The 21,865-nt window shown below is 58.9% G+C and carries 17 protein-coding genes; 14 read left to right on the top strand and 3 right to left on the bottom strand.

Features of this window, described 5'->3' with window-relative positions; all coding sequences use genetic code 11:
* Positions 1–14 precede the first annotated feature (14 nt).
* From NKI59_RS11030 to NKI59_RS10995, 8 genes are all read left to right on the top strand, one after another.
* The gene (locus tag NKI59_RS11030; RefSeq protein ID WP_352449686.1) at positions 15–725 is read left to right on the top strand and encodes an AAA family ATPase; all 711 of its coding nucleotides are present in this window, start codon (positions 15–17) and stop codon (positions 723–725) included.
* An 88-nt stretch (positions 726–813) separates the two neighbouring features.
* Entirely contained in the window at positions 814–2,097 is a 1,284-nt protein-coding gene (locus NKI59_RS11025) for a hypothetical protein (RefSeq protein WP_352704148.1), read from the top strand.
* Positions 2,098–2,389: 292 nt separating this feature from the next.
* Positions 2,390–2,623 (top strand): Trm112 family protein, encoded by a 234-nt coding sequence (locus NKI59_RS11020; protein ID WP_023675609.1) that lies wholly within the window; start codon positions 2,390–2,392, stop codon positions 2,621–2,623.
* Positions 2,624–2,960: 337 nt separating this feature from the next.
* Positions 2,961–4,184: a glycosyltransferase family 4 protein gene (locus tag NKI59_RS11015; RefSeq protein ID WP_352704146.1), complete on the top strand. Its 1,224-nt coding sequence runs from the start codon at positions 2,961–2,963 to the stop codon at positions 4,182–4,184.
* Entirely contained in the window at positions 4,181–5,437 is a 1,257-nt protein-coding gene (locus NKI59_RS11010) for an O-antigen ligase family protein (protein WP_352704144.1), read from the top strand. The genes NKI59_RS11015 and NKI59_RS11010 overlap by 4 nt, the downstream gene beginning before the upstream one ends.
* Before the next feature lie 4 nt (positions 5,438–5,441).
* Positions 5,442–7,439: an asparagine synthase (glutamine-hydrolyzing) gene (gene asnB, locus NKI59_RS11005; protein WP_352704142.1), complete on the top strand. Its 1,998-nt coding sequence runs from the start codon at positions 5,442–5,444 to the stop codon at positions 7,437–7,439.
* Position 7,440: 1 nt separating this feature from the next.
* Positions 7,441–9,657, top strand: coding sequence for a GumC family protein (locus NKI59_RS11000; RefSeq protein ID WP_352576392.1), 2,217 nt, complete (start codon positions 7,441–7,443; stop codon positions 9,655–9,657).
* A complete protein-coding gene (locus NKI59_RS10995; protein WP_352704140.1) occupies positions 9,654–11,231 on the top strand; it encodes a lipopolysaccharide biosynthesis protein in 1,578 nt (525 codons plus the stop codon). The genes NKI59_RS11000 and NKI59_RS10995 overlap by 4 nt, the downstream gene beginning before the upstream one ends.
* Positions 11,232–11,380: 149 nt before the next feature.
* Here NKI59_RS10995 and NKI59_RS10990 read toward each other — a convergent pair whose 3' ends face one another.
* Both NKI59_RS10990 and NKI59_RS10985 read right to left on the bottom strand, forming a co-directional pair.
* Positions 11,381–12,493: an NAD-dependent epimerase gene (locus NKI59_RS10990; RefSeq protein WP_352619917.1), complete on the bottom strand. Its 1,113-nt coding sequence runs from the start codon at positions 12,491–12,493 to the stop codon at positions 11,381–11,383.
* Between the two features lie 245 nt (positions 12,494–12,738).
* Positions 12,739–13,446 carry a helix-turn-helix transcriptional regulator gene (locus NKI59_RS10985; RefSeq protein ID WP_352449679.1) on the bottom strand — a complete coding sequence of 236 codons (708 nt, stop codon included), beginning with the start codon at positions 13,444–13,446 and terminating at the stop codon, positions 12,739–12,741.
* Positions 13,447–13,732: 286 nt separating this feature from the next.
* Between NKI59_RS10985 and NKI59_RS10980 the strand changes: the two genes are divergently transcribed.
* Positions 13,733–15,472: a PAS domain S-box protein gene (locus NKI59_RS10980; protein WP_023675617.1), complete on the top strand. Its 1,740-nt coding sequence runs from the start codon at positions 13,733–13,735 to the stop codon at positions 15,470–15,472.
* A gap of 183 nt (positions 15,473–15,655) precedes the next feature.
* Here the strand turns inward: NKI59_RS10980 and NKI59_RS10975 are convergent, their stop codons facing one another.
* Complete coding sequence (locus NKI59_RS10975; protein ID WP_023675618.1) at positions 15,656–16,333, bottom strand: LuxR C-terminal-related transcriptional regulator; 678 nt, start codon at positions 16,331–16,333, stop codon at positions 15,656–15,658.
* 511 nt (positions 16,334–16,844) lie between these two features.
* Here NKI59_RS10975 and NKI59_RS10970 point away from each other — a divergent pair.
* From NKI59_RS10970 to NKI59_RS10950, 5 genes are all read left to right on the top strand, one after another.
* Positions 16,845–17,567, top strand: coding sequence for a nucleotidyltransferase family protein (locus NKI59_RS10970; protein ID WP_023675619.1), 723 nt, complete (start codon positions 16,845–16,847; stop codon positions 17,565–17,567).
* A gap of 47 nt (positions 17,568–17,614) precedes the next feature.
* The gene (locus NKI59_RS10965) at positions 17,615–18,751 is read left to right on the top strand and encodes a DegT/DnrJ/EryC1/StrS family aminotransferase (protein WP_023675620.1); all 1,137 of its coding nucleotides are present in this window, start codon (positions 17,615–17,617) and stop codon (positions 18,749–18,751) included.
* A complete protein-coding gene (locus NKI59_RS10960; protein ID WP_352704138.1) occupies positions 18,748–19,422 on the top strand; it encodes a sugar transferase in 675 nt (224 codons plus the stop codon). The genes NKI59_RS10965 and NKI59_RS10960 overlap by 4 nt, the downstream gene beginning before the upstream one ends.
* A 74-nt stretch (positions 19,423–19,496) precedes the next feature.
* Positions 19,497–20,501 (top strand): SDR family NAD(P)-dependent oxidoreductase, encoded by a 1,005-nt coding sequence (locus NKI59_RS10955; protein ID WP_023675622.1) that lies wholly within the window; start codon positions 19,497–19,499, stop codon positions 20,499–20,501.
* 81 nt (positions 20,502–20,582) lie between these two features.
* Entirely contained in the window at positions 20,583–21,845 is a 1,263-nt protein-coding gene (locus tag NKI59_RS10950; protein WP_352704136.1) for a polysaccharide biosynthesis/export family protein, read from the top strand.
* Positions 21,846–21,865 lie beyond the last annotated feature (20 nt).

Below are 21,865 nucleotides of genomic sequence, written 5' to 3'. Positions count from 1 at the left end.
GTCTGGATTGAAAGATGATCTTGGAGCTATTTGGGCCGTCCGGTGCTGGTAAGACGACGTTAGCGTCCGAGCTGGTGCACGTTTTGCGAGCTCAGGGCTACTGTGTTGTTTTGCAGACCGGTGACCGCCGACATCCGGTTAGAAGGGCCGCCTTCAAACTGGTCTCCGGCTTGCATTCAAAGTGGATCGGACAGCGTTCTCTCGGTGCAGAAGTGCTTAAGATTCTTCCACCCAAGAATGAGCTGTGGGCGGCTCGCCTGAACTGGCATCTTGAAGCTCTTCTTCAAGCTTGGCGCGCGGCAATAGCGTCCAATGACACGATCTCAATTTTTGACCAGGGTATGGTGCAATTCGTATGTTCACTGGTTTTGTTCAGCGGCATAACGGATCGTGAAAGGGTGTCGCGCGCGCTCGAGCTTCTACCCAAACCGGATCTGCTTGTCCGATTGCAGGCGCCAAGGGAAATTCTAGAGGTCCGTCTGAAGGAACGCCGGCGTAACCTCGGTATCATTCAGAAGTTCCTCGAAGTCGATCTGCAGAGCAGTCTTGATCATATTGACCACGTTAATCTCATTGGGGAACAACTTGGATCGTTTCCCGTGCCAACAACTTGCGTCGAAAGTTTAGATTCGAACGGGCTCACAGCCGCCACAGAAATGATAGCGCGTGGAGTAGTCGACAAGTTCGGCGCGACGCGGGCGAAATTTAAAAGAGTTGAAGCTTAGAGAGATGCGGTTTTGAAGCGTCGACAAGAGATATCCAATAATATGGAAAATCGAATTATTGAAAAGGAACCGCGCGAGTTGACATGACATGCGCTTTTCTCGCTACCAGACTGCCTTGGCGTTGACGTTAGCTGCTGTCAGCGCGATATCCATAGTTATCCACGGGGCGGTGAGTGGAGAGGACGTCGCATCGACAAAGTTCGTCGCGCCGGTAGCCATGGACCTGCCGGATTACCTGCACGCCGCGAAGGATGCGGCATTTGGCACAACTTTCACCCGAATAACCAAACCCGGAATCCTCGGCGCCGGCATCGCATGCGGGAGCAAATATTGCAGCCACCGCTATTCGAGCGCCCAGGCCTGGAATTCGGATCAGAGCCTTCTTGTCATCAGCAACGGCTGCGGCGGCTTATGCTTCCTGGATGGGCGCACGTACGCCCCGCTTTTTCGCCGTGATCGATCGACCGAATGCGAATGGCATCCTCACGATCCCGACCTGATGATCTGCGTCGGTGGTCGGAAAATCTCGACCTGGGCGCCACGCACCAATCATGAGGAGGTCCTGTTTGTTTCGGCTGACAGTAGCAATCTCCAGTTCGGGCCATACAAAGGTAATCCAAGCCGTGATGGCAGCCGTATTGCCGTACGCGCGGTTCGCCGGGACGGCAAAGCGGTCGTCTTTGCCTACGATCTCAGACAGCGGCGGAAATTTCCGGAAATCGATCTCGCACAGCTTGTCGGAGCCAACGGCGCCTGCTCAATCTCGCCGCTGGGCGTCAACATCTTATGCATTCAGAACCTGAAAGACGACACTGAACAGACGTTCATCTTTTCTGTTGACGGCGTTCTGCGCCAGAAATGGACTGAGCATCATCGGCCTGGCCATGGCGACATGACCGTCGATGCCGACGGCAGCGAAATCTATGTGGGGATCAGTAAGTCCGATCCAGACATATACCAGGTGATCAAGCGAAGGCTGTCAGATGGGAAAGTCACCTCGCTCATGAGATATGGTGAAGCACAGCATGCATCGCTCAGGTCGCTGGACAGGCCCGGTTGGGTGTTCCTTACCTATTCGGGCAATCCGGACGAAGTATCGAAATATCCGGCTTGGGCGCCGTATGCGCGGGAAGTCATCGCGTTGCGCATCGACGGCAGCGGAGAGGTCCGGCGCATTGTGCAGACGAAGAACGTTCCATTCGACTACTGGAGTGAGACCCACGCCTCGCCGTCCCCGGACGGTTCACAGGTGATCTGGTCAAGCAATTGGGGAATACCCGGCGGCCCGGTTTACGATTTCGTCGCCCGTATTGACTGGCCGAAAGGATCAGACACCGGCTCGAGAGCATTAGCCGCGAGCGGTCTTCAATAACGAAACGTTCCGGTCGCCTATGGCGATATCGCCGATCGTGCTTGCTCCATTCACGCTTTTAACGCCTCACGTTCAACTTCGCCGCCATACGGCTCCGTTCGATGTCGATTCATTCAAACGGACGACGACAGTGGCCAAGCCTGCACCTAGCGTGATTGTGCAGTTTGCAAGGCTTATGACACTTGCCGGAATCCTACGAATTACAGCGATGACGTCGGGTGACGGCTTGTATCGCCAAGGGCGCTCGCGCCGGAGCTCACTGTTGATGTCACGGCCGAGAAAGGAATAGCAGATGGATACGGATAAGCGAGCCGAAGAGAATGCCTCTTTCAACCCTGAGTTGTTAGAATGGTTGGTATGCCCAATGACCAAGGGCTCACTTGCCTGGGATTCGGATCGCGATGAACTCGTTTCGAAGAGCGCAGGACTTGCCTATCCGGTTCGCGACGGCATTCCAATCCTGCTAGCCTCGGAGGCACGGACGATCACCTCCCGCGTGGTCAAACTTCGCGCATCCAGACGATGATGGGAGCCGCGCTAAAGTAGGCGGCTTTCCGACGACAGCCAGCAATGACAGGAAAGTGTGCCGCGCAGCGCGAGCCGTTTGTCTGCGGACCACTCTGCGCTCGGCACCCGGGCAGTGCCGACCTCTTTGATGCAACGCGCGGCGACCTGAACCGGCTGGGTACGGCGGCCCGCTGCCGGGACAGGGTTTGCGTCATTTAAACAGACGAGGACAGTGGCAAGACCTGCCCCTACCGTGACCTGGGCGAGATGGGTAGCGAAACCAACACCATGAAAGCAAATTCAAGGGCCGGCCACTTCGCGCGATCGGGCTACAGCGAACGGTCAGGAGACGCAGGATGAATCCGCATCTGGTGTGTGTCGGAGGCGAGGATCATGCCCTGCGAATTCCGTTCTTGATGTCGCTGCGAGAGAAGGGATTCCGTGTTACTGCGGTGTCGAGCGGCGGTGAAGCCGCATTCCTGCGGCATGGCATTCCGCATCGCAGCTACGGTTTCGACCGATTTTCCAGCAGCAGCGGAGAATGGGCCGCCATCAGAACCATTCAAAAGCTGATGGCGGAACTCCGGCCGGACATTATCCAAAGCTTCGACACCAAGCCCAACCTGGTGACGCCACTTGCGGTGCGCGGAAGCGTTCCAGTCGTGCGCACTATCAACGGTCTGGGCTGGACATTCTCGTCGCTGGAACCGCGCGCCCTTGCCCTGCGCCCAATCTTTTGCGGACTGCAATGGCTTTCGTCGTTATGGACGGCGGCTACGGTGTTCCAGAATCGGGATGATCAGGCATTCTTTGAACGCTACCGACTGATCGGACGCGGCAGCGGACGAGTGATCCGCAGTTCTGGAATCGACGTCGATGCGTTCGCCATGGCAAGGCATCTTGCCCCGTCGGCGATGAAAATGCGCGAAGAGCTTGGGCTCCAATCCGCCGAGATCGTAATTTTTGTCGGCCGGCTAACGCGCCAGAAAGGCATCCCGACACTCCTCAAGGCAGTCCCTCGCATCCTGTCGGAAAGGCCCAATGCCCGTTTCGTGCTTGTCGGCCCATTGGAATCCGAGGGCCCATTTGCAGTGGACAAGGCTGAGATCGATCGACATGTGCCGCATGTCATCGCCTTGGGTCCACGACGCGACGTTCCTGCGCTTCTTGGCATGGCCGATCTGTTCGCCTTTCCAACACAATACCGAGAAGGGATTCCGCGCGTCCTGCTGGAGGCAGGGCTCGCGGGATTGCCTATCGTCGCCTCGATGATGCCTGGTTGCAATGAGGTGGTCGAGGACGGATGGAACGGCCATCTCGTCCCCCCGCACGATGCGAACGGCCTTGCCTCTCGAATTACAGAGGTCCTGTCCGACCGCCGGAAAGGACGGACCATGGGCGCTCGCTCTGTCGAGCTCGTCCGGACGCAGTTCTCGCTGCCCTGGGTGGTCGAGCAATATTGCGATCTCTACGACAATGTCCTTAGTGCCAAATCCCAGGGCGGCTTCGCTCGACCGGCATCGCCGGTGTTGCTTGAAGAGCCTGCTGCAAACCGCGGATCGGGTGGAGCGCGCCGATGATCCGGGACGCGATCCTGGCCTGCGGCGTGGCCATGTCGTATGCGGCGCAGCTCTCAGTTCCGGGCTTGCCCTACGGCTATGGCGAATTGTTTCTCGCGCTTTGGATCATGCTGTCGATCGGGCGGGTGCTCGCCGGCGGTCACTTGGTAGTCAGGCCCGCCCTGATCCGTGTTGCGGGCTTCTGGCTGATCATCACGCTCGCTCTGGGTATTGGCACCATCGTTGGCTACCTGACCACGGTACTGTATCTGTCGGTGGTGATGCACGATATGGTAGCCTACCTGCTGCTGATCTGCGTCACCTGCCTGGCCGCCGCGGAGCCCGACGCGGATCGCCGTCTGCGCAGTGCTGCCTGGTGGGTGGTCGCTATTGCGAATGCATGCTTTATTGTTCAGCTGGCACTTGGATGGGGTTGGATCCACCAATCCGGCGTCGATCCCTGGTACTGGGATCGCTTCCGAGGCTGGTCCGAGAACCCCAACCAGCTCGCGCTCTATTGCGCACTCCTTGGTCCGCTCGCCTTGCATCTTGCGACGACTACAAGCAAGCCGTGGGCGAGGTTGGCCGGGCTCAGCAGCCTTATCCTGACCATCTATGTCGGAAGGCTGACGAAGAGTGATACCTATCTTTACACGACGGTCCTGGTCGGCCTGATATTTCTTGGGCTGCGGGTTCGGACATGGCTCGCAGCCGGTGACGGCAAGGTCAGCCTGTCCCGGCAAGTTACCCTCCTGCTGATGATTGGCTTCCTTCCGTTGGCCATGTCGATGACGCCTTACATCGTCACGGAGGTGGGCAGCGTCGAACAGTTCGCCTTGAGTCTTACCAAGGACAAGGGCGGCGAAGCGACCGCCGAAACCGCTGCACTTCGAATCCATCTCTGGGGAGATGCATTGGCCAAGGGCCTAACGTCAGGATCCCTGGGCCTTGGTCCTGGCCCGCATCTGGAGCGCCCGCCCATTTCCTACAGCCAATTTCTGCCCCGGCCTTTCGAGGCTCACAACACGATTCTCGATCTGTACACTCAAGGTGGTTTGGTTGCGGTCCTGGCCCTGGTCTGGATTGTCGGCGCGGCGGCTTTATGCGCATGGCGTGCGAAGCTCGATGCCCTGTTCGTGCTGGTGGTGTCGATCGTCATCTTCGGAATGCCACATCTGATCATCCGCCATCCAATCGTGTGGTTTGCGCTTACCATTTGCCTTGTTGCCGGAACGCCGCGAACGATTTCGGCAACCTCTAGCGACCTGAGGTGATGGCATGTGTGGGATTACCGGAATTCTCCTTGCACCCGATGCCGCCAACATCAAGCCGCTCAGGGCAATTGGCCAGATGACGACGGCCCTTCGTCATCGTGGGCCTGATGGCGAAGGCTTCTGGATCAATCGCGAAGCCGGCATTGCCTTCGGCCACAGGCGTTTGGCTATAGTCGACCTATCGGAAGCAGGACGCCAGCCGATGCATTCGGCAAGTGGCCGATATGCCATTACCTTCAACGGCGAGATCTACAATTTCCGCGATCTGCGCCGCGAGCTTGAAGACGCTGGCCATCGGTTCCGTGGCGCCAGCGATACCGAAGTGATGCTGTGCGCAATCGAGAGCTGGGGTCTCGACACCGCACTCACGCGCCTCGCTGGCATGTTCGCATTTGGATTGTGGGATCTAAAGACCAGGACCCTCCATCTCGCCCGCGACCGAATGGGCAAGAAGCCGCTCTATGTTGCTGCAACGCGCGATGCGCTCGTTTTTGCCTCCGAGTTGAAGGCAATCCATCGTTTTCCAGGTTTCTGTCAGGAGCTCGATCTCGACGCGGCCGCGACAATGCTTTCGAAGGGATGGGTACCGGGTAACTGTTGCATCTGGCGAGGCGTGTTCAAGCTACCTCCGGGCTCGGTCCTGTCCGTGACGGCGGCGGATTTTGCCGAGGCGCGCAGCGCCGCATCCCTTTCGCAACGCGCCCGACACTGGTGGTCGCTGCCTGAAGTCGCCGCGAACGGTCGACAGAATCTAATCGCCGGTACCGACGAAGAACTGACCGATGGACTCGACGACCTGCTTCGACTTGCCGTCCGGGAACGCATGATAGCCGATGTGCCGCTGGGTGCCTTTCTGTCTGGTGGCCTCGACAGCTCCACGGTTGTGGCGCTGATGCAGGCCCAATCGCCAAAACCGGTGCGCACATTCACGATCGCTTTCGGAGAAGGCGGGTTTGATGAGGCTCCCCACGCGGCGGAGGTCGCGCGGCACCTGGGCACCGATCATACTGAACTCCACCTTTCAGCAGCCGCTGCGCGTGAAGTCATTCCGGAACTGCCGCGGATCTGGGATGAGCCGTTCGCCGATGAATCGCAGATACCGACTTTGCTCGTGGCGCGGCTCGCTCGCCAACACGTTACGGTGGCCCTATCAGGCGACGGTGGCGATGAATGCTTCGCCGGTTACGCCCGTCATTTCATGGCTGCGCGGTTGAAACGACAGCATGCGCTGCCGTCGCCGCTGCGTCACGCGCTTGCTGCAGGGGTCGGATTGCTGGCCCGTGCAGCGCGTCACGATTTCGTCGGCAAGCTGCCGCTTTCGGCGAGTGGACGGCACGCGCTGCGGAGCGACCGGCTGCATCGCCTCGCTCGGCTGCTCGCTGCGTCAGATGAGGACGAATTGCATCGACGGCTGACCGGAGCATCGACCGGGAGCCTCGCACTCCACACGCCGCCCACATCAATTCAAGGGTCCCCCCGGCTTGATGGCCTGCTGTCCCGTCTCTTGTACGACGACATGGCCGGTTACCTGCCCGACGATATATTGGTGAAGTTGGACCGCGCCAGCATGGCCAATAGCCTCGAAGGCCGGTGCCCGCTTCTCGACCATCGGGTTGTCGAATTCGCCTGGCGGCTGCCGGCACATGCGAAGGTCCGCAATGGCAAAGGCAAGTGGCTTCTTCGTCAGCTGCTTAGCCGCTATGTTCCGCAACGGCTGATCGACCGGCCGAAGCAGGGTTTCGATGTTCCCATAGCAGTCTGGCTGAGCGGCCCGTTGCGCATCTGGGCCAGCGATCTAGTCGCCGATATACGCCTCTCCGGAGATGGGATCTTCGACTTTGCGAAGGTCGAAACCTGCTGGCGCGACCATCTTGACGGAAGACAGGATCATTCTCGCGATTTGTGGCCCGCGTTGATGTTCCAGGCCTGGCGCAACGAGGCCGGGCGGTCCGCCGGGCCGGCAACGGGCATGTCCACAGCGCTCGAACTGACAGGAGTATGAGATGGAAGGTTCCATAGTCAGCCGAATTCACCTTCCGCGCGCCACTGAAATGCACGTGCCGACGCGCGAGATCAATCCGCGCATGAGGCCATTCCTGCGCGAACAGGTCGACGCGCAGACCCCCTTCCATCAACTCCTCATTACCATCGCGAGGAGAAAATGGTTCCTGCTTGCAATGGTGATTTTGGGCGGAGTGTTGGCTGGGCTTGCGGGTTTTGTGCGTCCTGTCCTGTTCGAGGCGACCGCACAGGTGATTGTCGATGCTCCTGGCAGGAACGCGGCTCCCGGAGGTGCGGATTCTGCTCAGGAGATGCTGGATGCGAGCATTGATGACCACTTAACCATGCTCTCTTCGCAGGGGCATCTGCGTCGCCTGGTGGCAGCCCTACGCGAGACAAAGATCGGCAACATTGCTGAGCAAGGTGATGTCGGAAATTCCCGCGCCGCCCCGGTAGGCGGCAACCTGCAGAACATACGCACCTTCGCAGCTGGTCTGCTAGAAAGGATTTGGCCGCAGGGCAGGCCGGAGGCGGCCGATGCAGCCGAACTCAAGGCATTGCGGAAGGGCATGAGGGTTGGACAGGAACTGAGATCAAGGGTGATCACCGTCGGCTTCACCGACGACGATCCGGCGCGAGCCGCCCTGGTGGCCAATACGTTCGTCCAAGTATACATCGACGATCTCGCACAGAAGCGCAGGGCGTCAGACAGGCTGGAACTCGCCTCGATCGTCGCCAGCCTGCCGGTCGTACAAAGCGACCTGGCGAAAGCGACCGACCGCCTGGAAAAGTATCGACTGAGCCATGGCGCGGTCGATCAAGGTGCGGCGGATAACGCTGCCAAGGAGACAGCCGAACTTAGTCAGCAGATATCCTTGTCGAAAGCGGATCTCTCAGCGACGGAATCTCACCTTCAGCACATCGAGGCTTTGCGAGAGGAAGGAGCATCGGTCGCGGCGCTCGCCGAAGCGATCGGGTCTCCGGTATTGGCCGACATGGCGGCCCGCCAAGCCAACGACAATGCGGATGCGGGCCTTAGCACTGCGATCAACGGCGAGATCGAACAAGGCACTGCTCGCATTGCGGCGGAGGGGAACATCTACCGTGCCCAGATCGCTGCTCTGGAGGGCCGTAAGAATGTGCTCGATGCGGTGGTGGCCGACACAGCCGGCCGGCTTTCCGGCTTGCGTGCGCTCGAGCCGCAGGTCAGCATCCTGACGCAGCGATACAACCAGCTTCTCACCCAACAACAGGATCTGGTGCAGCGCATCGCAACTCCCTTGCCCGGGGTCTCGATCCTTTCAGCGGCATGGCCGCCAACGAATCCAAAAACCCTGCCGCCCATCTTTCTTATTCCGCCCGGCATGATCGTGTTTGGCCTCATTGGCGGGGTCTTCGTCTTGGTCCGCAGCCGTCTCAATCAGACCTTGCGCGGCGGGGCCGAAGCTGAAGCCGCGCTCAGGGTTCCGTGCCTGGGGCTGATACCGGAAGCGCCCACAATACACGCGAAACGACTACAGCAGCTGGTTCTCGGCCAGCAAAACTGCAGCTACAGCCGAGCCGTCACTTCTCTCCTTGTCACCGTGGCTCTCAACAAAGCGAGAGGCCGTGCGTCGCACGTCATCCTCGTCACGTCCAGCGTCCGGCATGATGGCAAGACCGAGCTCGCATGGAGCCTCGCCTTGGCAGCTACCCGACTTGGGGGACGAGTGCTTTTTCTCGATCTTGATGGCACGGGCGCCCGCCTCACGAACGAGTTTCTGAACGAATTCGGTGCGTTCAAGCCGCATAAATCCTTTGGAGACTATATGAGCGACCGTTGTCCGCTGCACGACGCGGTCACGGGAATGCCTGAAATTGGAATCGACTTCATGGCACTCGCACCATCAGAGGATCTGCTGCCGCAACTGTCCATGATCGACGGTTCCCTGGTCACAGATGAGCTGCGCTCGATGTACAGCATCGTCATCATAAATGGACCCCTGGGACTTGGAGGACCTGAGGCCAGGCTACTGACGGGCTGGGCTGACGCGGTTCTTTTCGCTGTTCGCTGGGCCAGGACGCGTCGCAGCATCGCGCGTGGTGTTCTGCAGTTGCTGACGGAGGACGAGACGGCTCAGGTCCCCGTAGGCAGCGTTCTCACGCAGGTCAATCTTAGGAAACACGCCGGCTACCGGTTTGGGGACAGCGCGGATCTCTTGCTCGAGAGAACATCATGAATGTCACATGCGGGATTCCGCGTAACGACCGCCACGGCATTCGACCTGTCGAGCGGAAGATAATATCGACGATCTCGCAGTCCGGAGCAGGGTCCGCGGCCAAAGGCGATCAAGGCGATGAAATGCGCGACGCCGGCGCAAAAGACATCGACGATTTCAGCGATCCGAAGCTCGCCCGCTTCCCTGCGGCCTCCGTTGCTCCAACGAATATGGTTTTGCCGCACAAGGAGGACACGGGCCGGGGTCTCGGCTATGCCAGCATCTTCGCTCTTTTGGTCTATATCGGGGGTGCGGGCTTGACCAGCTTGGCGCAGTTATTGATTGCGCGCATCGTTGGCTCCACCAGCTATGGCATCTACTCCTATGTTCTGGCCTGGACCTCGGTGCTTGCCTATCTTGCAACGCTTGGTTTCCATGTATCCTTGTTGCGTTTCGTCTCCGCCTACAGTGCCAAAGGGCGGCTTGACCTGGTACACGGCGTAATCAGGTTTGCTCTGCAGAGGTCGCTGGCGGCGGCGACACTATTCGGCATCGTTGGCGCCGCCTTGATCTTTTTCTTTTCAGATCCTTCTCACAAGGAGCTTCAAATCAGCCAGCTGCTAGGCATGGCAGCAGTGCCTTTGGTCACCGCCTACGCTTTGGGCGCAACACTTGTTCGTGCTTTCGGCGGCGGTGTCTCGGCCCTCCTGCCGGAACGCATAGTGCGCGACGGCCTCTTGTTGACGTTGCTGGGAATGGCGGGCTTATCCGGATCATGGACCCCCAACGCACCCTTGGTGATGCAGGCGGTGCTGGCAAGTTCAGCCATCACGGTCGGCCTGGTGTTCGTCATGGCGACAAAATTTCAGCCGCCTGGCTTGCGGCAGGTTCAGCCAGGCGACGAGTCGCGGGAATGGTGGTCCGCGGTTCCGCCAATGATGCTCATGGCTGGGCTCGATGTTTTCATCAGCCGGGCCGGAGTCATGGTGCTGGGCTGGACGCATCACATTCGCGAAGCAGGCATTTTCGCATTGGGATTGAACGTCGCCTTGCTTGTGAGCCTTTCCCTGGTTGCCGTCTCTACGATGTTTGCGCCGACAGCGGCTGCCCTTCATGCCCGAGGCGATCGGCTGGCTCTGCAGCAGCTGTTTTCACGGGCCGCCCTACTTTCCTCTGGTGGGGCTCTAACGATGGCCATCCCGATGCTTGCGATTATTGAACCTCTGTTGAACTGGTTCGGCGGGGATTTCAGTACCGCGGCACCCGTCGCGCGGATACTCATTCTCGGATATGTCTTTGTCGCGCTGTGCGGACCCCAGATGCTCCTCTTGATGATGACCGGAAACGAATGGGCGGCAGCCGCAACCATGATCGTCGGCGCTGCGGCCAGTATCACAGGCTGTGCCACAGGAATTGCGCTCTACGGCGCGCCGGGCGCCGCAGTGGGCCTCGCGCTTGCGTTGGCGATTTGGAATGTGGCGATGTCGATCTACATCAGCAAACGGCTGAAAATTATCCCTGGGCTGATCTTTGCGCTAACATCGTTCAGAACACACGCAGTCGAAGGCCAGCGGCGACATTGGTTCCTGCGCTGATTTGAGACCGTCGCGCCCCGATACGCGACGGCATCAGCGTTCAGGAATTTCGAGTCCAGGGTTGTGTCGGATAGAGGCTGGCGAGTGCGGCTTTGTGGCCGACGCGTTACGCGCCGAGAGGCAGATCATCGCCCGACAGGGCCCGCGGCCTACACGGTGGCCTCATTCACCAACGTCTGTTGCCGTACGCTGGCCGCGGCATCCGTTCCATGAAAGTCCCGGTACCATTCGACAAAGCGTCGCACTCCGTCCTCTAGCGGTGTTGCCGGGGCGAAGCCGACGGCCTGGCGAAGATCGCTGACGTCGGCGCGCGTCTCCAGAACGTCGCCAGGCGGCAACGGCACATCCACGCGAACTGCCCGGCTGCCAAGAGCGGTCTCGATGATCGAAATCAGCCGGTTAATCTCCTCGGGCCGGTCGTTGCCGATATTGTAGACGCGATACGGCGCGGAACTTGTGGCAGGGTCGGCGGTGCAAGGGTCCCAATTCGGATCCGGCTGCGGCGGTGTAGCAAGTGCTCGAACCACGCCCTCAGCGATATCGTCGATATAGGTGAAATCTCGCCACACGCGGCCGGCATTGGCTACTTCAATTGGTTTGCTCTCGACGATCGCGCGCGTGAACAAGTAGACGGCCATGTCGGGCCTGCCCCAAGGGCCATAAACGGTGAAGAAGCGCAGTCCGGTCACGGGCAGGCCGAACAAATGGCTGTATGAATGCGCCATGAATTCATTCGAACGCTTGGTGGCGGCGTAGAAGCTGACGGGATGATCGGCGCCGTGGTTTTCGGAAAACGGTATGGTTCGATTCAAGCCGTAGACGGAGCTCGAAGAGGCGTAGACGAGATGACTGACGCCATGATGCCGGCAGCCCTCAAGGACGTTGAGAAACGCCACTATATTCGATTGCACATAGGCGTGCGGGTCAACAAGTGAATGACGCACGCCGGCCTGAGCCGCGAGATGGACAAGGTGTGAGGGGCGAACGTTTGAAAACAGCAACTGAACGCGCGCGGCATCCGCCAGATCCATTCGTACCGGCGTGAACTTCGCCTCGCTACAGAGGCGTGCAAACCGCGCTTCCTTGAGCCGCAGATCGTAATAGGGCGTGAAATTGTCGACGCCCACGACTTTGACACCAAGACGCAAAAGCCGTGAGGCCACGTGAAAACCAATGAAGCCTGCGGCGCCGGTGACGACGATCGGTCCTGTCCGTGCAAGTTTCTTCACCGCGCGGTCCGAACGGGATCGAGCGATTTCCATCTTCTCCGCTGCGGCAAGGACAGAATCGCTGCATAGATCGTTGTCCACTTGTCGCCTTTCGAAATCCGTTCGACAGTACCGAATAGCCGGTCCGGGATTGCGGCTTCCGATATTTACGCTGGCGCATCGAACCTAGTGGAGTGCGCAATGCGGTGCACGACCTGCCAAGTCATGACACACCAGCTTGCGCAGTTTGAATCCCGGGCGGCTGCCGACGTCCGGCGATTGGATCTAAGTGGCCGGCCTTACGGCAGGACCGAAATACGCCCAAGAAGGGCCACCAGTTCCGCCTGGCGTTTTGTTTCGGTCTTGGCGAACAGCGAGGCAAGCTGGGAACGGATCGTGGTGCGGCTGAGACGCCAGCTGCGAGCGATCTCCAAAGGTGCGTCGCCCTGGGCCAAGCGCAAGGCGAGGTGCGTTTCTGCGCTCGTCAAGCCAAACATTCTTTGCAGCGTCCGAGGATTTGGCCCCGACCTGTTGTCGCGATCCAGCAGCGCCACAATGCTCGTTCCGTCGGGAGCGATAACGCCGTTCTCGTTCAGTATCACCGGTCGGTCGCCCCTGCTGCGGATCACCACCCAAGACAACGAGCCCGGCAGGAATTGGCCCGGAACATTCGCGATCAGCCGCCTTAGGGCGGCCGTAAGTCCGCTCGCCGTGTCGGCCGCTTCGCCCTGGCGCTCAAGCGTGGTTTGGGCGGCTGCGTTCCACTCGACTACTTTTCTTTCGCGATTCAGCACGAGATAGCCACAGCCAATGCGATCAAGCACGCCGGTTATGGATTCCAGACTGCGGCCTTTTGGTTCGCCGAACCTTGCGTCCAATGGATCCGATGCGCGATCGGGAAGGTGACCAGAAGAGGGCCGCGTATTCCGCGCTTCAAAATCATACTTGGTCCTCGTAACAATGTACCGATTGCTCGAAGCATCGACCTGTCTATCGATCAGATTCATTTTCTACCCCTAACCCAAAGTTTCACACGCCCGAAATAAGTATTCGGGATTCATGTAGTCTTCTATGTGTAGCTGGATTCTAGTCTTCTATGCGCTGACGGATAATACGTTCATCACCACCTTGAAAACTTAATATGATCCGACAGTTCTAAGGCAGCTCTTAGGCCCCGCTGCGTCCGATAAAATGCGCGCTATGATAGCGGTATGGCAATCCGGCAGTGGTACTAAGCTGTACGTTTTTTGCTCTAGTCTCGACGGGCTAGTCAGAAGGTTGTAGTCTGTGTCCATGAGCTCGCAGTCGCGCAGGTCGAATTCGAACCCGTCGGGCAGATTGCTAACTCATATTGCCTCTGCATCGGTGTTAGCTGCCACACTGATATTCGAAATAAAATCGTCAGCCTATATTGGGCAAGGCGCCAGTTTTCTGGAATTTATTCCGGCTATTATTATTATCGCCTATCTCGAAGACCGTGTACCGGCGCTCGCTGCGACCATTCTGATGGTGGCTGTCGGGCTGTGGGCACGAGGACACGATCAGATTTCAAGTGGAGATTGGGCACGCGCAATCCTGCTTCTGGTTTCGGGTGGCGTGATTGCCATGACCTTCCATCGTCTGCGGCAGGACTTGCGTGAGTTGCTGGAAGTCGCGGAGGCCAGGCTCGCTGCCGTCGAGGCGACCGAAAGCCGCTATCGTTGGGCCTTCGAACGTGCTGCCATGGGATTCGCGAACACCAACAAGAAAGGTGAGTTGCTGCAGTCCAACAGACGCCTTTGTGAGATGACCGGGTACAAGGAGGAGGAGCTTGCCCAATTGCAGCTCGATACGCTCGCCCATCCGAACGACCGGGATACCTTGGCGCAATTGCTGGCGAGGCTGGGCAATGACATTTCTTCGTTCGTTTCGGAGGTGCGTCTGTCACGAAAGGACGGTACGGCATTCTGGGCCAGGCTAACGCTTTCTTCGTCCGTGCCCGAGGGTGGCCTCTCGGAGAGCATCTTCGTGGTGGTCGACGATATTTCGGAACGACGCGCTGTTCACGAAGCGCTTCGGGCCCAGAAGGAATGGCTGGACCTCGCTCTGTCTGCTGGACGCTTGGCCACGTGGCGCATAGACCTTAAAGGCGGGATAGTCACGGGCTCGGACACGTTCTGGGACATTCTCGGCCTGGCCCAGGCCAATAGCCGCAGTTTGGAGGAGCTGTCAGCTGTCGTTCATCCGGCGGACTGGCCAAAGCTGGCGGCATCGAGAAAGGCCGCACCATCGGTCACGAATTACGATGTTGAGATACGCGTCCGCCGACCGGACGGACATATCCGCTGGGTTGCGCTGCGCGGAAGGGAGGAAAGACATGATGATGGTGGACAGCGGCTTGGAGTGGCTGCCGACCTGAGCGAGAGACGACAAACCACGCTGCTGCGCGCCGCGGCAAAGAAGCGGGAGCGCATCATGCTCGAACAGCGTCACAGATTCGGCAACGTTTTCGCGGTGATCACGGCGCTCGTGAAAATGGTCGATGTTCCCGGAAACAACGTCGCCAAATACAAGGAAATGCTGATCGACCGGATACGCGCGCTCGAGGCAACCCATCTGCTTCTTTCACGCAACGGCAGCGTATCGGGGGCGATAAACGATCTCGTTGCGCAAGAATTGCACCCATATATTGGAACACGTGCGATATCGGTCAGCGGTCCTTCCGTGGCGATGTCGGGAGGCGCCGCCGAGAGTTTTGCAATGATCGTTCACGAGCTTGCCACCAATTCCATGAAATATGGAGCGCTTGCCGATCCAAAAGGCCGGATCGACGTAAGCTGGACGTTCGCACCTGAAGAAACAGGCAGTGATATCGTGTTCGAGTGGGTGGAATCGGGGCGGCGTAGGACCTCAAGCGTAGTCCGTCATGGCTTCGGTTCCATGATAATCGGAGTGGATGGAGCGCCGCTTGTCGGTCACTCTCCCAGGCTGGAAATATCGGACCAAGGGTTGCGGTATTCGCTGCGGCTGTCACGCAAGGAAATCGGATTGTAGTGCAGTACTCCAATCGGAAAGCAGATATCTAAAGGCGGGTCGCGCTGAGCGGCCTTTGAGATGCGCAGGGTTCCTTCCAAGAATGTCGTCGGCCCAAAGCTGCGCCGCGGCTTTGGGATATGCAGTAAAATGCATGAGGAGTCTTGGGACGCCGTTTGCACGTCCAAAAGGACGCGCGGCGCTCTAGCTGGCATGTCTCGAAAGCCAAGTCTTCAGCATAACGGCAGCCTCGGTCCGATTGCGTACCCCCAATTCACGCAGAACCGCAGCAGCGTGGATTTTCGTGGTCGCCTCTGCGATTTCCAGATCGCGCGCAATTTCCTTGTTTGAATAGCCTTCCGCCATCAGCTTGAGGACTTCTTTTTGCCTCGAAGTCAGCCTGCCAAGGTTGACGCCAGCGGTACGCCTCTGTGGGCCTTTGTCGTCGGAATGGGTATGCGCGTGGGTTGTTTGCGTCGCTCCCGGGCGTGACAGAAGTGCAGGAACATAGATGCGGCCGGAGAGGATTTCATTGACGGCCAAAACAACCTCTTCGTCCGTCTGCGATTTTACGATGTAGCCGTGAAGCCCGATCGACAGAGCCGTGAGTATTTCCGAGCGTGAATCGTTTCCGGAAACGATCGCAAATCGCGTGTCCGGATAGGCAGACAGGATCCCGCCGAGCACTTCTTGATTGAACAGGCCCGGCATATTCAGATCCAGGATCGCAAGATCCACGAACGACTGCTCTGCCAGCAAACTGAGCACCGCGTCGAAACAGGACGCTTCAAAGATCTCCACACCTGGAATGCCTGCGGTCAGTGCCAATCGCAAGCCGCGACGATACAAGCCGTGATCGTCGGCGATGACGATTCGATACATTGAACTACCCCAACGCCTATCTGAATGGATTGAACGGTAATGGCCTGAAAGTCGTGGCCATCCACTCGTCGATTCATCCAGCCGACGCTGCGGCACCCCCAACACCGCAAACGCCAGATTTCTAATATAATCTTAAATGACGGGAAACGCTCCTCTTTTTTTGCCCCTTATGAGCGAAACCCGCCGAACGTCGTCGAACATGCGTTCTGACCTTTTGGACAGCTGACAGACCGGCCGGCCGTTCAGCAGTGCTATAGGTCTAAAGATATAGAACAGCAAAACGGCTGAATTGTTACCATTCGAATGCACGACGACATCCACCCTGACGGCCACATACCATCCAGATGCAATGTCCGGATCAGGGGACAGTGGAGAAATCTCACCGGTCTTCTACGGGAAATCTCACCGGTTCTTCTGAGGGGACAAGAACGCGTTTCCCGGGTGCTGACCAGGGCAGGATAGCCGGCCCGTGACGATAGCGTTCAGGCCGAATGAACAAGGGAGGACCAGGATGAAAGCGGTTATTCAATGTGGAGGAATGGGAACACGCCTCCGCCCCTTCACTTCGGTCTTGCCGAAGCCGCTCATGCCGATCGGCGCACGGCCGGTTCTCGAGATGCTTCTGAAATGGTTGCGACGCAACGGCATTCAGGAAGTTTATATTACAACCGGGTATCTCGGCCACTTGATCCGCACCGTGTGTGGAGATGGCTCGCAGTGGAACCTGAAAATTCGATATACGCAGGAGATGGAGCCGCTTGGCACCATCGGGCCACTGTCTTTGATCAGGGATGAACTGACGGAGCCATTCATCGTTCTCAATGGCGATGTCCTCACGGATCTAAGCCTTAGTCGATTTGTAGCAGCGCACCGTAAGCACACCGATCCAGTGACGATCGCAACAGCCTGTCGCCTGATCAAGATGGATTTCGGCGTCATCGACGAAGTCGACAATACCGTGCAGGTCTTTCGCGAGAAGCCGACGCTTTCGCATCTGGTCAGCATGGGAATTTACTGCATGAACCCGGATGTTCTGCAGTTTATCCCATCCGGCATACCCTTTGGGTTCGACGATCTGATGCTGCAGATGATGCAGAACGGCACAACCGTGCACGTGTACAAACATGAGGGTCTCTGGCTCGATATCGGGCGCGTCGACGATTTTCAGAACGCACAGACCATTTCCTGGGAAGACCAGTCGGCCTCGATCGAGGTCACTGCGACGGCTGCATGATGAAGTCACGAGCCCGGTTCCCACAGTTATCAGTCTAGGAGGTTGTGATGCTCTTGGTCAGTGCCCCGATCTTGGGTGTGCCGGAGAAGACTGCTTTGACCAAGGTCATCGACAGCGGCTGGCTGACCATGGGGGAGCAGGTACGAGCCTTCGAACAAGCTTTTGCCGACGTTCATGATGCGGAGGATTGCGTCGCGGTCAGTTCTTGCACCGCAGCGCTTCATCTCATTTTGCACGCACTTGGCATCGGACCGGGCGACGAGGTGCTGGTGCCATCCTTGACGTTCGTGGCGACCGCAAATGCGGTCCTCTATGTCGGTGCGACGCCGGTTTTCGTCGACATCGAGTCAGCCGACGTGCCGCTGATGTCGATCGTGGAAGCCGAAGCGAAATGCACGGCCCGCACCAAGGCAATCATTCTCGTTCATTTCGCCGGCTACCTCGCCGATCGGGAACAATGGCAGAGGCTCGCCCGTGCCCGGGGGCTGCACATCGTCGAGGACGCGGCGCATGCGCCGGGCTTGAAGGAGGTGGGGACATTTGGTGCCGCGGCCGCCTTCAGCTTCTACGGCAACAAGAACATGACCACGGCGGAAGGCGGGGCTGTGATCGCCAGGGATGCCGGTCTGCTCGAGACAATCCGCCAGGCGCGTGGACATGGGATGACCACCGGGACACGTCAAAGGCTGAACAGCCGCACCCCTCAGTATGATGTCACCATGCTCGGATTCAACTATCGCATGGATGAATTGCGGGCTGCGATCGGACTGGTCCAGCTGCAAAATCTGCAGGAGTGGAATGAGATCAGGCGTATCCTGGTCATGCTGTATCGCCGTCTCATAGCGAAGCATTGCCCGGCCGTGACCATCCCGTTCCACGAGCCGCGGACGTCGGCCTACCACATCATGCCTATCCTTTTGCCACGTTACGCCGACAGGCAAGACGTCATCGACGCACTGCGCGGGCAAGGGATACAAACCACTATCCACTACCCGCCGGTGCACCAGATGACGCTCTATCGTGAGCTCATTCCCGGTACTCACTTACCGCGCACTGAAGATTTCGCGCAGCGCGAACTGACTGTACCGCTGCATCCGCAGATCACCGCGCCATTGGTCGAATCGGTAGTCGTCGCTCTTGCCGCGGCGGTCAATAATTGCGCTCAGACAGGAACAGCCGCATGAATGCCCTGGACCTAGCCATTCACCGGTCTAACGTCTCGAGCGCCGCCCATGGGTCTGCGAGACGAGCAATCGATCTCGTCATTGCTGCAGCCGCGGCGATCGTCTTCGCCCCGCTGATGCTGCTGATTGCCGTGGCGCTGCTGCTGGAAGGCGGACGGCCCATCTTCTTCACACAGACCCGCGTCGGGGCCGGTGCTCGCCCATTCCGCATGTACAAGTTCCGCAAGTTCAGCGTGCAATGCGACCCCGGTGGCTTGGCTCTGACCATGGCCGATGACAGCCGCATGACGCCGATAGGACGGTTCCTCGCCGTCACCAAGTTCGACGAACTGCCACAGCTTTGGAACGTCTTCAGAGGCGAGATGGCAATCATCGGGCCACGCCCGGAGAGCCTTGCCTTCGCCGATTGTTTTCACGGGGGCTTCGAAGACGTTTTACAATACAAGCCAGGCTTGCTGGGTCCAGCCCAGGTTCTCTTCCGGCATGAAGCCCGTTTCTATCCGCGATCGGTGGACCCGCTACTGTTCTATCGCCAGGTTCTGTTTCCTGCCAAAGCCAGGCTCGACCTTTCCTATTATCCGCAGCGCACGATCGGCTCCGATGTTGTGTGGATGGTGCGCGGCTTGCTGGCGGTGCTTGGCGTGGTTTCGCCGCCGCCGATTGGACCTTGAGAGCAGGTGGGACATCCGCGCTCTCGTGGATTTGCAAAGTCAGTGCCTCACGTCATAGGGGGAACGCTTGGGTCATGGCATACAAGGGCAGGAAAGTTCTGGTTACGGGTGCCGACGGGTTCATCGGTTCTCATCTCACCGAAGCACTCGTCCGCAGCGGCGCCGACGTCACCGCGCTGGCACTCTACAATTCCTTCGACAGCCACGGCTGGCTGGACGATTTGCCCGACACCATACGACGCCAGTTGAATCTCGTCCGCGGCGATGTTCGCGACAGCGCGTTCCTTAACCGGATCGTGCGTGGCCAGGCGGTCGTGTTTCATCTCGCCGCACTGATAGCTATCCCGTATTCGTATGCCGCTGCCCAGTCCTATGTGGAGACCAACATCCTGGGCACGGTCAACGTTCTCGAAGCGGCGCGCCAATGGGAGACGGAGCGTGTAGTGCACACTTCGACAAGCGAGGTTTACGGCACCGCGCTGACAATGCCTATCAGCGAATCCCACCCGTTGCAGGGACAGTCACCATATTCGGCATCCAAGATCGGCGCGGACATGATGGCGGAGTCCTACGCCAGATCGTTCGACATCCCCGTGGTCATCATGCGGCCCTTCAATACGTACGGCCCGCGCCAGAGTGAGCGGGCCATCGTACCGACCATTATACGCCAGGCTCTCGACAAAAAATGCCCGGCGATCATGGTGGGAGACACAAGCCCGATCCGCGATCTTACTTTCGTGGAAGACACCGCGGCGGCGTTTTTGACCGCAGGTTCCGCCGAGCTCGAATTTGGCCATGCCTACAATGCCGGAAGCCAGCGCGCTGTGACGATCTCGGACATATTGGATCTGGTGATCGAGTTGAGTGGCTGCAAGAAACCAATCCACCGGGACGAGCGCCGCCTGCGGCCGCAGAATTCCGAGGTGCGTGCCTTGCTGGCCGATTCTTCGCTCCTCGAAAGCAAGACTGGATGGCGTGCCCAGACCAGCCTGCGCGAAGGCTTGGAGCGGACCATCGGATGGTGGCAAGGGCGCCTCAGCGAAGGCCGGGTGCGACACGAAATGGGTTACATGACATGAGCTTTCGCCCGGGAGGATTGGCTCCGCTGTTGATTGCGGCCGCGGTATCGCCGGATTCGAGCCAGAAGGAGATTGTCGCCCATGGTCCTCGTTGATCGAATCCTTATTGTCATGCTCGGCATGCTGGCTGCCATGGATACGGCTGCTGCAGCGGAACCGCGGGTCGCCTATCGACTTTCTGCCGGCGACACCGTCGAGATTGGAATTGCCTCCATCCCGGAGCGAACGCAACGTGCGGTGGTCCAGATGGACGGCACGATCGCGCTTCCCGAAGTCGGTATGGTTTCGGTGGGCGGCTTGACTCCGGCTGAACTGCAAACGCGCATGCAGACGATCTTGCCGACCAAGATATTCCACCAGCGTCTGCCTGATGGGCGGGAGCAAATGATCGTCATCAAGCCGACAGACGTGACCGCTGTGGTTGCGGAGTACAGGCCGATCTATGTGACCGGCGACGTGCTCACTCCCGGACAGCAGGCCTACCGCCCGCTGATGACCGTGCGGCAGGCGATTGCCGTGTCAGGCGGTTTCAGCCTTTTGCGGTCCCGGGCAAACCAGGTTGGCCCAGATCCGGTGGATCTGCGGCGCGATTACGAGTCGCTTTGGGGGGAATATACGAGAGATTATTTTCATAGCGCCCGCATCCGCGCCGAACTTCAGGACAAACCGACTTTCGACATGCAGCCACCACAAGGATCTCCCTTGCCGGCAAGTTTTGCGTCGGCGATCGCGCAGGCTGAAGCGGAAGGGCTGAAGCTCTCGTTGGACAACTTCCAGCAAGAGCAGGGCTTTCTGGATAAAAGCGGCAAGGATGCCGCCGCACAAACCGAGACCTTGCTCAAACGCGAGCAGGCCGAAGCGGATGGGGTGAAGGCGGACGAAGACGATCTGGCGCGCGTAAGGAAAGCGTTTGAGTCCGGAAATCTCACCAACAACCGGCTCGCCGACGTTCGGCGCGCTTTGGTTCTCTCTTCCAGCCGGGCACTCGAAACGTCGGTTGAGCTTATGAGAGCACGACGTCAGCAGGACGATTTTGCCAGACAGCACGAACGCAATGACAACCAAAGGCGGATGGGTCTGCTGATCGAGTTGAAGGATACCAACGTGCGCCTTGCCGACGTCAGCGCAAGGCTTCGCGCCGCCAGCCAAAAGTTGCAGCCCACGGGAGCTGCCGCACTGCCGTTGCCGGTTGCCGGCGAGAAGGTCCAGGCCGAGGTCACGATCATTCGCAAGGTCGGCGAAGAATGGCGAAAACAGCTTGCCCAAGAAGACACCGAGGTCGTGCCGGGAGACACGATCGAGGTCAGATTCAGCAGCGCTCTCGAAAATGCGGCGACCCGATAGATCGGGCCGCGTTTCGCAAC

The sequence above is a fragment of the Mesorhizobium sp. M0598 genome (genome assembly GCF_040320865.1).
In the GTDB taxonomy this organism is placed as follows: Bacteria; Pseudomonadota; Alphaproteobacteria; order Rhizobiales; family Rhizobiaceae; genus Mesorhizobium.
This window is presented reverse-complemented; position numbering and strand designations above follow the sequence as displayed.